This is a genomic window from Pseudomonas sp. B13(2017) (assembly GCF_002113245.1).
In the GTDB taxonomy this organism is placed as follows: Bacteria; Pseudomonadota; Gammaproteobacteria; order Pseudomonadales; family Pseudomonadaceae; genus Aquipseudomonas; species Aquipseudomonas putida_Z.
The window spans coordinates 37,376-49,545 of sequence record NZ_NEJX01000012.1 but is presented as its reverse complement, the minus strand read 5'-3'; the positions used below and the strand labels follow the sequence as shown (position 1 = coordinate 49,545).

General features: G+C 65.0%; 10 protein-coding genes. 2 read left to right on the top strand and 8 right to left on the bottom strand.

Annotated features, from left to right (window positions below; genetic code table 11):
• Positions 1-106: 106 nt before the first annotated feature.
• Positions 107-1,357, top strand: coding sequence for a ribonucleotide-diphosphate reductase subunit beta (locus CAG44_RS16420; RefSeq protein ID WP_024087598.1), 1,251 nt, complete (start codon positions 107-109; stop codon positions 1,355-1,357).
• 196 nt (positions 1,358-1,553) lie between these two features.
• Positions 1,554-2,090, top strand: coding sequence for a Bro-N domain-containing protein (locus tag CAG44_RS16415; protein ID WP_085692542.1), 537 nt, complete (start codon positions 1,554-1,556; stop codon positions 2,088-2,090).
• A gap of 460 nt (positions 2,091-2,550) precedes the next feature.
• Here the strand turns inward: CAG44_RS16415 and CAG44_RS16410 are convergent, their stop codons facing one another.
• The 8 genes from CAG44_RS16410 to CAG44_RS16375 all read right to left on the bottom strand — a co-directional run bounded on the left by CAG44_RS16410 (position 2,551) and on the right by CAG44_RS16375 (position 12,170).
• The gene (locus CAG44_RS16410; RefSeq protein ID WP_085619128.1) at positions 2,551-3,012 is read right to left on the bottom strand and encodes a hypothetical protein; all 462 of its coding nucleotides are present in this window, start codon (positions 3,010-3,012) and stop codon (positions 2,551-2,553) included.
• A gap of 30 nt (positions 3,013-3,042) precedes the next feature.
• The gene (locus CAG44_RS16405) at positions 3,043-3,483 is read right to left on the bottom strand and encodes a hypothetical protein (RefSeq protein WP_085619130.1); all 441 of its coding nucleotides are present in this window, start codon (positions 3,481-3,483) and stop codon (positions 3,043-3,045) included.
• Positions 3,480-4,373: a hypothetical protein gene (locus CAG44_RS16400; protein ID WP_038408275.1), complete on the bottom strand. Its 894-nt coding sequence runs from the start codon at positions 4,371-4,373 to the stop codon at positions 3,480-3,482. Before CAG44_RS16400 ends, CAG44_RS16405 begins: the two co-directional genes overlap by 4 nt.
• 125 nt (positions 4,374-4,498) lie before the next feature.
• Positions 4,499-5,404: a type VI secretion system-associated lipoprotein TagQ gene (gene tagQ / locus CAG44_RS16395; protein ID WP_025340301.1), complete on the bottom strand. Its 906-nt coding sequence runs from the start codon at positions 5,402-5,404 to the stop codon at positions 4,499-4,501.
• Positions 5,405-5,475: 71 nt separating this feature from the next.
• A complete protein-coding gene (locus CAG44_RS16390; RefSeq protein ID WP_085590736.1) occupies positions 5,476-7,272 on the bottom strand; it encodes an SUMF1/EgtB/PvdO family nonheme iron enzyme in 1,797 nt (598 codons plus the stop codon).
• Positions 7,265-8,467, bottom strand: a complete 1,203-nt coding sequence (locus tag CAG44_RS16385) for an FtsX-like permease family protein (protein ID WP_085692541.1) — start codon at positions 8,465-8,467, stop codon at positions 7,265-7,267. Before CAG44_RS16385 ends, CAG44_RS16390 begins: the two co-directional genes overlap by 8 nt.
• Positions 8,467-9,171 (bottom strand): ATP-binding cassette domain-containing protein, encoded by a 705-nt coding sequence (locus tag CAG44_RS16380; RefSeq protein WP_085692540.1) that lies wholly within the window; start codon positions 9,169-9,171, stop codon positions 8,467-8,469. Before CAG44_RS16380 ends, CAG44_RS16385 begins: the two co-directional genes overlap by 1 nt.
• On the bottom strand, positions 9,171-12,170 hold the full coding sequence (locus tag CAG44_RS16375) for a serine/threonine-protein kinase (RefSeq protein ID WP_305880076.1): 3,000 nt from the start codon (positions 12,168-12,170) through the stop codon (positions 9,171-9,173). The genes CAG44_RS16380 and CAG44_RS16375 overlap by 1 nt, the downstream gene beginning before the upstream one ends.

The following is a 12,170-nucleotide window of genomic DNA, read 5'->3' as shown; positions in this document are numbered from 1 at the left end:
GTCAGCCTCTCGAGCTGTCCATTCGCCGTAACGGCCTTGCGTCAGGCATCACATTCTTAAAATCCAACCGGTTGCCCCAGGGCGACCCTCAAGCAGGAGCCAAACCATGCTGAGCTGGGACGAATTCGACAAGGAAGACGGCGAAGTAGCCGCCAAAGGCAACACCCCTGCGCAGGCCGCTGCCGCCGCTACCCTCGACAAGCTCGACAGCGCCGGTGGTGCCGCCGCCCTGGAAGCCCGTGCCGCTACCGCTGACGACTCCGACGCCGTCAAGCGCGCCAAGGCTGCCCTGAACGACCTCGACATCGCCGAAGGCCTGGCCGAGCTGGAAGGCTCCGGCGCTCGCGTGCGTGTTGACGAAAAGCGCATGATCAACTGCCGCGCCGACCTCAACCAGCTGGTACCGTTCAAGTACGACTGGGCCTGGCAGAAGTACCTGGACGGCTGCGCCAACCACTGGATGCCGCAAGAGGTCAACATGACCGCCGACATCGCCCTGTGGAAGAGCATGGACGGCCTGACCGAAGACGAGCGTCGCATCGTCATGCGCAACCTCGGCTTCTTCTCCACTGCCGACTCGCTGGTAGCCAACAACCTGGCCCTGGCCGTGTACCGCCTGATCACCAACCCGGAGTGCCGCCAGTACATCCTGCGCCAGGCCTTCGAAGAGGCGATCCACACCCACGCCTACCAGTACTGCATCGAGTCGCTGGGCATGGATGAAGGCGAGATCTTCAACATGTACCACGAGATCCCGTCGGTAGCGAAGAAAGCCGCCTGGGGCCTGAAGTACACCCGCGCCATCTCCGATCCGGAATTCAACACCGGCACCGTCGAAACCGACAAAGAGCTGCTGCGCAACCTGATCGCCTACTACTGCGTACTGGAAGGCATCTTCTTCTACTGCGGCTTCACCCAGATCCTGTCCATGGGCCGCCGCAACAAGATGACCGGCGTGGCCGAGCAGTTCCAGTACATCCTGCGTGACGAGTCGATGCACCTGAACTTCGGTATCGACGTGATCAACCAGATCAAGATCGAGAACCCGCACCTGTGGGACGCGGCGATGAAGGAAGAAGCGACCCAGATGATCCTGCAAGGGACCCAGCTGGAGATCGAATACGCCCGTGACACCATGCCACGCGGCGTGCTGGGCATGAACGCAGCGATGATGGAGGACTACCTCAAGTTCATCGCCAACCGTCGCCTGACCCAGATTGGTCTGAAGGAAGAGTACCCAGGGACTACCAACCCGTTCCCGTGGATGAGCGAGATCATGGACTTGAAGAAAGAGAAGAACTTCTTCGAGACCCGTGTGATCGAGTATCAGACTGGTGGGGCGTTGAGCTGGGATTGATATCCGAGCGAGCATAGAGAAGGCTGCCGATTGGCAGCCTTTTTTATTGGCTGGGAAAAGCCGAAGAGGAAGCTTCCTACAAGGTTCTCATTGTGACTTTTGTAGCGTCGCGATAACGTCTGTCGGCGCTTAAGAACGCTCACGCAGCGGTATTCCGTTCCCGTTAGCAGCGGCTCTCCAAATCAGGATGGCCAAGATGGACAGTTTCAATACACCTACCCTCTTCACCCGCCACAACCGCCCCCTCCACACCCTCTGGCTCGAATCCCAAGCCTGGTTCTGCGCCCACGAACTCGGCCGGCTGAGTGGTCACTTCTACGACGAACACTGCATGCGCAAGCTCGACCCGGATCAGTACCGCTCCGTGCAGTTGCTGCGCTATGGCAAGTACCAGGAAACCACGATGGTCAGCGAATCCGGGGCCTATACCTTGTTGGCGCATCACCATGTGCCGGAGAACCGGCATTTGCGCTGGTGGCTGACGCATGAGGTGGTGGCGGTGCTGCGTGATCGGCAGGAGGACGGGGTGGAGGATGTTCCGCGACTGGGGCAGATGTGCTGGCCTGGGGGGCGGAGCGCGACGTTGTTGTATTGGCAGAGTGAGCCTTGGGTGAGGATGCGGGATATGCCGGTGGTGCTGGCTGGGGAAGTGCAACAGCTGCCGCCGGTAGAGAAGCCGAAGTTGAGTTGGCGGGAGTGTGCGCAGCGGGCGCTGCGGTTGCATGGGGTTTAAGCGGCGGGTTTGCCTGGGCGGGCCTCTTCGCGGGTGAACCCGCTCCCACAGGTACTGCGCTGGCTTCGGGATCACGCTGTACCTGTGGGAGCGGCCGTGGCCGCGAACACCGGCGCAGCCGGTGCCATGCACCGCGTCGCCTGATTCGCGGGCTTGCCCGCTCCCACAGGTATTGCGCTGGCTTCGGGTTAACGCTGTACCTGTGGGAGCGGCTTTAGCCGCGAACACCGGCGCAGCCGGTGCCATACACCGCGTCGCCTGATTCGCGGGCTTGCCCGCTCCCACAGGTACTGCGCTGGCTTCGGGCTCACGCTGTACCTGTGGGAGCGGCTTTAGCCGCGAACACCGGCGCAGCCGGTGCCATCCACCGCGTCGCCTGCTTCGCGGGCTTGCCCGCTCCCACAAATGCCGGTGCCATCCACAGCTAGTTCATTTGCTTGCCTACAACACCACTGCCCTGCTACTTCCCCTCCCCAACCGGCTCCACCCGCTGCACCACGATCTGCATATGGCTCGCCATGTCGCTCAGTATCACCTCCCCTTCCTTGTACTCCGGGGTGATCATCAGCGAGCGGACAAAATGCTCGTTGCCACCTTCGCGCTTTTGCACGTTCTCGAACGCCACGATGATCGTGTCGTTGCGCCAGTTGCTGATGTCGAAACCGCCCGCAGCAACGAACTCACTAATGTCGCGCTCGTCGTTGAACACATTGGCAGGCAGGATCAGCAGGCGGTCCTTGAGAAACACCTGATAATACTGGCGAGGCCCCACCGGCCAGTTCTGCTCCACCACGTGCTCGATGCGCCAGTGATGGACGTTATTCTCATAGACCACGACACGCTCGACCTTATGGCCATTGCAAGCAACGAGCAAGGGCAATAGCAAACCACCGAGCCAGGTACGCTTTCGGCGCAGATTCATCCCGATCCCCTCGTTACATCAGAGAAAGGTTCATTTAGAGGTTTTAGCCGCGCGACGGTTGAATTTACGGATGTCCCGATACTCCACCAGGCGCACGCGCATCTCGCGGTAACGCTGGCTGTTGATGATCAGCAGAGCCAGCAAACCGAACACCAGGACGGAAATGTACGCCCCCATGTGCGGGCGATAACCGTAGCTGGGCAATGCGGCGAGCAAGGCAACCACGAGGATGCCGATCACACCGCGCACGCCCCAGGCAAAGCCACGCACCATGGCGATATGCGAGGCGACGCTCAGTACACCGGCTGCCGCCAGCACCATCACCGAGAGTTCAGGGTCTGAGCTGCGCATATAGGTGGAAAACACCAGCGAGACGGTGCCGCCCAGCGCCATGCAGGAAAAGAAAAACTCGGCAATGAACACGCCGAAATAACGGGAAAGAAACGCTTGCAGCTCCTGATCACGGGTCACTCGGTAATCTCCTCGTAAAGCCCAACGGCAACCGATTGCACGAAGCTACTGCTGCCAAAGCCCGACAAGCCGCCTATCGAGTCTTTGATCAAGGTACGCGTGGCATGCTGAATTTCGGTAGGGGTAAAACGTTTGATCGCAGTACCCGCCGCTTGCTTCAGCTTGAGCTGCTTGGCAGTGAGCGACGGATGCTTGATGAGCAGAAGCTCCTCGGCCAGCGCCTTGCGTTGCTGCCGCGACAGGCTATGGAACAGCTCCCTCCAGCCCTTGCCGGTAGCCGCTTTGCGAGCCTGCAGGAACCGCACGGTGTTCAGGCTCGATGCGCCCACACCTGCCAGCGCGACGCCGTCCAGTATGCTCATCACGGTCTGGACCGTGTCGTTACTGTCGAGCCAGTCGTTCTGCCCTGGGTCGAACACTTCGTTGAACACTCGGTACCCGCCCATCATGCACTGCCCGGTACCCGCAGCCGCGGCGGCATAACCGACCGCCGTCAACACCATGCTGGCGCCGCCAGTGAACGGTACGGCAATGGTGCCACTGAACATGACGACCCAACCAAGATAGGCCGAGAGGCAACCCAAACTGGCGTTCACGGCCTCTGCCATCACCTTGCGCTCACGCGCGCCGGTTTGCAGCTGGGTCATGAACTGTTCAGGTGACTTGTAAGGTGCTGCCTCCTGCAGAATCACACGCTTGGGCGCAATGCTGCAGATAGGCTTGAATTCGCGAAGCACGATCACGTTGTACTCGGCATCGATATAGACAACACCAGCACCCACGATACCCGGGTCGGCATCGATGGCCCTGAACAGCTTCTGCTGGTCGACGGTCAACAACAGCCGCTGACGCGCCATTTGCTGCCGGTAGCCGCCCAGGGCGCCGGACATCAGATCAGTCACGACAACTCTCCTTGATTCGAAAAGCCGCTGCGCCGGCCCACGCACGCCCCGTGCAGGTCAGGCGACCTGCCAGGGGCTGCACGTGCACCGGCGCGAGCGCAACGGAGCGTGGGTTACACGTTCGGGCAAGGCACCGGCGCCCAGTCACCCATGTCGGGGCTGCGGCACATCTTGTTGACCTGGTCGACGCCAGCATTGGCCACCTGCTGGGCCTCGGCTTTCTTGGTAGTGGCCTTCTGCAGGGTCTTCTCGGTGGCGACCGCCTCTTGCGGCACGTTCGTGTTCACCTTGACGGCCTGGGTCTTCTTCTTGCCAGTGGTGGTCTTTGGCGGCTCAGCCACGGTTGCCACATCGGTACGAGCCACACCAACCTGCTTGAGGTCCTGCTCGTAGGCCTGGGTGTAGTTGTCGAGGTTTTCCGCAACGCGGCCGTTGACGGTGGCCAGCAGCTTGTTCGACTCCTGCAGGCCCGAGACGATCTCGGCCAGGCGCTTGCGCCCTTCGGTGTCGTTGATGCGGTTGGCCTTGCGGCCGTCGATCAGGCTGGTGAACTCACGCTGGTAGCAGCTTTGCGAAGCCTTGGCATAGGCCGTGGTGCGGTCCAGGTCGGCAGCGCTCTTGTCGATGTCGGTGGCGTACGAGGCAATGCGCTGCTTGTCGTCACTGATCTGCTTCTGGCGCTCGGTGTAGTAACCGGCCGCACCGCCCACCAAGGCACCACCCGCCGCACCGATGGCAGCGTTACGGCCGCGGTTGTCACCGTCGACCAGGGCGCCGGTCAAGGCACCGCCGAGGGCCCCGATGACGGCGCCTGTGGCAACCGAGCGGGTCATGTCACCGTCGGTGGAGCGCAGGTGCTGCACGGGCTCGTAGCAGCTCGGGTAGTACTCGACCTTGGTCGTGGCACCAACCTTGGACACCGGAGAGCTGGAGCAGCCTGCCAGCAGAACAGTGCTGAAACCGGCGGCGAGCAGCAGGGCGGAACGGGCATGGGTAGCCGTGAAGATGGTCTTGAACATGTCACTTTCTCACGTGGGTGGTTAAAACGGGGGGCTTCATGCCACCCCGCGGTTGCGTCAGGCAGAAGCCACTACGAAGGCCGCGCGGCGGCCGATGCCAGGAGCTCCTTGAGGATCGTTGCCGGGTCGGCCCGCCGGTTCTGGCGGTACTCCCCAACATGGCGAACGAACAGGGTCGCGCGGCTTACCAGGCTCTTGCCCAGGACCGGCTTGCGGTTGAGTTCTTCCTTGACCCGCTGGAACTGCGCCTGGATCACCGCATCGGTGTAGCGCGTACCACTGGCCAGGTTGTCGATGTAGATCGCCACGGCGCCATCGAGGGCGGCGCGGCCGTTGGCGATGGCTGCGGCGTACATGCTCACGGTGGTCTGGTCGCCACGCGCCTTGGCCTCGGCCTGGGTGTTGCGCAGGTTGGTCAGGCGAATGTTGTAGTTGTTGATGGTCTCGGCCACCAGCGCGGCAGACTGGATCAGGTTGCCGGCAGCCTCTTCGCGCTGGCGGCCGATCAGCGAAACGCTGCGCTTGAGTTCTTCGTTGACCAGCCCCAGCTCGGCCTGCTGGCGCGGGTCGGCGGTGGCGGCGATGATGCTGTCCAGGCGCTTGGTCGGGTCCTGCACGGCATCAATATCGTCGGTCAGGCTGGCCAGGCGCCCTTCCTTTTGCCACTGCTCGAACAGTTCCTGGTAACGCGAACGGGGTGCCGACAAGGCGCCGATGGCCACCCGGAAGCCCGTGGTCTCGTTGCGCTGTTCGGTACCGTCAGCGCCGAACAGCGGGTACTCGCGGCGCATGCCGGTAAACAGCGTGCCCTCGCCTTCCAGGTAGTTGCCGCCCTTGACCACGAAGCCGCCATAGGCGCCTTGCAAGCGGCCGGCATGCACCAGCTGGAACGACTCCTGAACCATTTCGGCGGCATTGCCGATCACATCGAACAGCCCCAGCGGGTTCGGCAGCCGGGTACCGATCGGCATCAGGCGTGCGGCCTGCCCGGTGCCGCCAGCCACCTGGTTGAACACTGCCCAGTCGCCAAGCGGCCCGTCGCTGTCACTACCCTGGACCTTGCGCGGGAACAGCCGCCCTTCCAGTTCCTGGCGGCTTACCGCAGAGCCGCCACGGGCAGCGAATTCCCACTCCACTTCGGTGGGCAGGCGCACAAAACCGACCCCGCCGTCCTCAGCTTTGCTGCCCCGGCCACTGACCGGCAGCAGGTCACGGTGATGCTTGAGCAGCCAGGCACTGTAGACCGCGGCAAAGCGCTCGGCCTCGAAGCGCGACAGCTTGACCTTGGGCAGGCGCCCCGCCGCCGTGGTATCGGGCTGACAGGCCGGCGCCGCCTCGCCGCTGGCCAGCGACTGGGCCTGAGCCATCACCTGGGCATACTGCCGGGCGCTGACCTCGTACTTGCCGATGAAATACATCATCGGCTTGAGCGGGCCAGCCTGGTCGAGTACGGGCAGGTTGGGGGCGACAGCCTTCTGCCAGGCGGGCGAAAGGTCCTGGAGGCTGAACTGGCCATTGATGAAGTCACGCCGATAACCGGAAATGAACGACTGCTGGTAGCCGGCCTCGCCCTCGCTGAACGGGTAGCCGAGGTTGACCTCGCGGTCGTCCAGGCTACCCTGGGCCAGCACGTAGACGCTGCGCAGTACCAGTTCGCCGCCGCATGGCAGCGGCAGGCTGACGTCGCCCGGCAAGGGCTTGGGGTTGTCCAGCTTGCTGGTGTCGACCGGCTGTGCCGGGGTGCTGGCGGCAGCGGCGTTGGCCGGCTTGGCCGAATTGGCAGGCGGCTCGTCGGTACCCGGCGAACAGGCCGCCAGGCCCAGCGTGGTCAGAAGCAGGGCCGTAGCCCCGAGACGAAGTTCAGACATCACGGATTCCTTGACTGGCATCGATGCGCGCCACCCGCCAGCCACCCAGGGCAGCAGCGGCTGTGCTGGCCAGCAGCACCGCAGACAACGCAACGAAGTAATGCATGGGCAACAGATGGCTGGCGTATTCGCCTGGCACCTGCGTGAAGATCCGGTTGAGGCCCTGCTCGGCCAGCAGGTACAGGCCGCCGGCAACTGCGGCCGCCAGCACGCCGCTGTACAGCGCCTGCAACACCACGAACAGCAGCAGCGCGGCCGTGCCGAACCCCAGCAGGCGCAGCACCGCCAGCTCACGCTGCTTGCGCTGTACCGCCGCCACCGCGCCAGCGGCGATGGCTGCCACGGCACCGGCCACGGCCAGGCTGGTGATGATCCAGAACACCAGGTCAAGGTTGCGGCTCAGGGCCTGCACCTGGGCGATCTGCGCTGCCTGGGTCGATACCAGCCACTTGCGTTCGGCAAAGTAGGCGCGCAGCGTCTCGACATCAGCCAGCCCACGGGCATACAGGCGAAACGCCGGGTATATCCGCTGCGCATCATTGCCTGCGGCCTCCCCCGGCCAGCCCAGCGCCGGCACGCCGCGCCCGTCGCGGTAGTCCTCGACCGCTTCGAGCAGGGCCAGGGAAGCAAACAGGCCATCGCGCTCGAACGCCGCCAACGGCAGCACGGCAGCTACCTGCAGGCGCGTCTGGCGCCATTGCATCTGGCCGGCCTGCTGCCGGCTGAAGCTGGCCTGTAGCTCATCACCGGCAGCGGCACCGAGCTTCTCGGCAGCGGTAAAGCTCAGTACCACCTGCTGCAGGCCCTGCGGCGGCGGCACCTGTTGCAACAAGGGGTCACCGGCAGCGGTCGGCAGCATCTCGACGGTTACCGCACGCCCCTTGGCAGGCAGCAGCAGCTCTGCAGTGGCGGCGATCTGCCGGGTCCGCGCGATGGCGAAGGCGACGTCCGGTCGAAGCCCCAGGGCATCGATGAAATCGGCGCGGAAACGGCCACCGCCCAAGGGAATGATCTCGCGTACGCTCGGGTCGCGTTGCAGCCGCTCGGTCAGGCTGCCGACCAGGCCGAACTTGAGACCGAACAGCACCAGCAACGGCGCGATCACCGCGACCAGCGCCAGCACGCTGCACGCCGACAGCCGCGCATCGTTGCGGTAGTCCTGCCAGGCCAGGCCGGCGATCAGCCACGGGCGCATCAGACGGCCTGCGCCAAGGTGGCGGTGACGCCGCCGTCGGCATCGCGTCGGCAGGCCATGCGCAGCACGCTCAACCCGGCCCTGCGCGCCAGCGCTTCGTCATGGGTGGCGAGCACGCAGGTCACCTGGCGCGCCTGTGCTTCACGCAGCAGCAACTGCATGACCCGCTCGGCGCTCACCGGGTCCAGCGCTGCGGTAGGCTCGTCGGCCAGCAACAATGCCGGCGCATGCGCCAGGGCCCGGGCGCAGCTGACCCGCTGACGTTGCCCCAGCGACAACGCGGCAGGTTTCTTGGCCAGCTGGTCATGCACATCCAGCGCCTCGGCCAGGCGTTCGACGCTGCCATCCTCGCCCAGCCCCAACAGCTGCCGTGGCAGGCGGATATTGCCGCGCACATCGAGGAAACCGAGCAATCCGCCGGCCTGCAGCACATAGCCCAGCTGGCGGCTGCGCAGCGCCGCCAACTGGTCGAGGCGGCGCTGGCGCCACAGGCCAGCCACATCGGTGCCGGCGAAGACGAAGCCCTCGGCGGCATCCGGCGCCAGCACCAGCGCCAGCAGGTCGAGCAAGGTACTCTTGCCGCAGCCGCTGGGGCCGACCAGGGCCACCCGTGCCCCTGCCGCCAACTGCAGCCGGTCGATCTGCAGGCTGTAGCGCTGGGCACCCTGGCCGCGCGTCTTGTGCACCGCGTGCAGGCTGATCATCACGGCAGCGTCGACAGCGGAACACGGTACAGGGCATCGCCCGGCTCGGCCTTGCCGAAGCGCACCCAGTTGGCCATGTCGTTGTGGAAGGTTTCGTACAGGCGGATCTTCGAGTCCAGCTCGTCGATGAAATCCTCCTGTTCGGCCACCGACAGCGACAGCCACAGGTCCTCGGTCATGCTCAGGGACTTGCTGCGGTATGGCAGGCCTTCGAGGTATTCGCCCAGTACCCCGCCCTGGGCCAGGTTTGCGCCCTTGCGCAGGGCACCCGGATCGCGGCTCATGTAGGCACTCGCGCTGGCGATCTCGTTGAAGAAATCACCCGGTGAACTGCGGGTCTTGCGCGCGGCATCGACGATCAGCTTCAGCGACTGCTGCAGGTCATTGAGCTGCAGCTTGGTCAGCATCACGCACACCTGCAGGCTCGGCAACGCCGGGTTGGCCAGGTCATGGTCGGCGGCCCAGGCGCTGACCAGTTGCGGCGCCTGGCTGGCGCCGTTACGGCCGAGGAAGTCCATGTGCATGGCATAACCGATCGCCTGGGACTTCGCCGCCAGGCTCGCGCCCGAGCCCAACTGGGGCAACGGCTGCGGCTGCTGTTCACGCACCTGGTGCACCAGTTCGGCGAACGTCGAGCCGATCTCGCGCACGCGCTCGCCAAAGGCGCCCACATCGCCGCCCGGCACAGCCACGTACAGGTCACCGATCTGCGGGTTGCTGTCGGCGGTAAGCACGCGGTACTGGCTTTCGGCAGCGCCATGGTTTTTCGCACCGGCCGGGGTGCGCAGGTGCAGGGCGTAGATCCTGATCTGCTTGCTCAACGCAGCCTGGCGAACCTCGGCCTCGTTCATCTGTGTGCTGCTGTAGGGGTCGTTCTTGCGCAGGGCACCGGCATCGCTGACCAGCAGGACGATGCGCCCGCCATAGCCCGACCAGTCCATGCCCTCCACGGCCTGCATCACGCCGGCAAAGGCATCTTCGTTGAACGAATGGCTGGAGACGCTGGTGGCCTTGACCTGCGCGGCAGCCTTGAGGAAGCGCGCCGGGTCGCGGCCCTCCTCCAGGCTGACCAGGGTCTTGCTCAGGTAGTCCAGGCCCGGGGTGCGCTTGACGCTGTTGCGAAAGCCCACCAGGCCGAAGCTGACATTGCCCAGCTCGCCCCGTGCAGCCAGTTGCGCCTGCAGTTCGCTGACCACCTGGCGCACGCGGTCGATGTAGGGTTGCATCGACACCGACGTGTCGACCACCAGGACGATGCCGGTACGGAAGCGGTTGTCCGTTGCCACGGCCGCACCGGCAGCCGTGGCCGCCTGGCTGCGAACGCTGCTGCCGGGGTCGATGGAGGCGACGTTGAGCAACTGCACCGGCTGGCCGTCGGCGCCGAAGCTTTCGCGGTAGTCGAAGATCGGCATCAGGTAGAACTGGTTCTGCGGCACCGCGCTGGCGGCTGGCTCCAGGGCCAGCACCTGGGGCACCTGGTCGGGCTCGTTCTGCGCCTTGAGCAGGTCGGCGCGGGCCCTGCCGGTGTCGTCGAGCAGTTGCTGCAGGTCATCGGCCTGGCGCATGAACATCACCGGTGAACGGCCGGAACGCTCGGTAAACTTCAGCACCAGGCTTTGCTTCCAGTCGCTGGTTTGTGCCGCAGGCAACCAGCCGTCGCGCTGGCCGCTGCTGGAGGCGCCAACTTCCAGCCATGGCTGGCCGTCGATATCCTTGCGCTGGTACACGTACAGCACCGAGAACGCCGGCAGCGGTTCACCGGCGCTGTCACCGGGCCGTGCGCGCAGTTGCGCTTCGGGCTTGCTCAGCACGCGTTGGAACAGGGTTTTCTTGCCCGGCATCAACAAAGGCCGGCCGTCTTCGCTGGCCGCTGGCGGTGGAGCGGTTGGCGTCAGCGGTTCGCTCGCGGTTTGCGCCACGGGTGGCTGCACGTCCGGTTGGTCGCTGCCACTGCGCAACCAGAACAAGGTCGCGCCCAGGCCCAGCGCCGCGGCTATGGCCACGGCCAGCATGGCCTTGGCCGGCATGCCCGAGGCTGGTTTCGGCGGCGCAGCGGGCCTGGGCCGGGACGGCTCCTTGGCAGGCGCGGGTGAGGCGACCGGCTCGGCCGTGGCCTGCGGAATATCGATGGACATTGGCGTCAAGCCGCCAAGGTCTGCCTTGCCCGGCATCGCGACCGGCAACGGCCGGATCACTGTGCTGTCCTGGTCATCGGCAGGCAAGCGATCGAGTGCGGCCAGCAACGCGTCGGCATCGGCGAAGCGTTGATCAGGGTCCTTGGCCAGCAGCCCGCGCAGGATGTCCTGGTAGCGCCCGTGCTCGATGGGCAGCTCCGGTAGTGGCTCGGTCAGGTGGGCCAGTGCGGTCGACAACGCATCGGTGCCACGGTAGGGCAGCTCGCCGACAAGGATCTCGTACAGCACCACCCCAAGCGCATACAGGTCGGCGCGGCCGTCGATGTCCATGCCCCGCGCCTGCTCCGGGCTCATGTAGCTCGGGGTGCCGACGGCGAAGCCAGCCTGGGTGAACTGGGTGCGGTCATCCAGCGACTTGGCGATGCCAAAGTCCGAGAGCACCGCCGTGCCGTCGGCGCGGAACAGGATGTTGGCCGGTTTCACGTCGCGGTGCACCAACCCCTGGCCGTGGGCATAACCCAGCGCCTGGGCGATCTGCCGCACGTACAGCAAGCCCTGCTCGGGTGCAAGCCCGGCGGCGATGCGCTCCTTGAGGGTGCCGCTGGGCAGGTACTCCATGGCCATGTAGTACAGCTCGCCGACGTTGCCGATGTCATGGATGGTGGCGATGTGCGGGTGCGCCAGCCGCGCCAGGGTGCGCCCTTCGCGCAGGAAGCGCTCGCAGAAGGTAGGGTCGGCGGCAAGGCTCGCGGCCATCACCTTCAGCGCCACCTTGCGCTGCAGCGAGCGCTGGGTGGCCAGGTAGACGCTGGCCATGGCGCCCTGGCCAATCTCGCTGTCGATGTCGAATCCGGGAATCTGCAT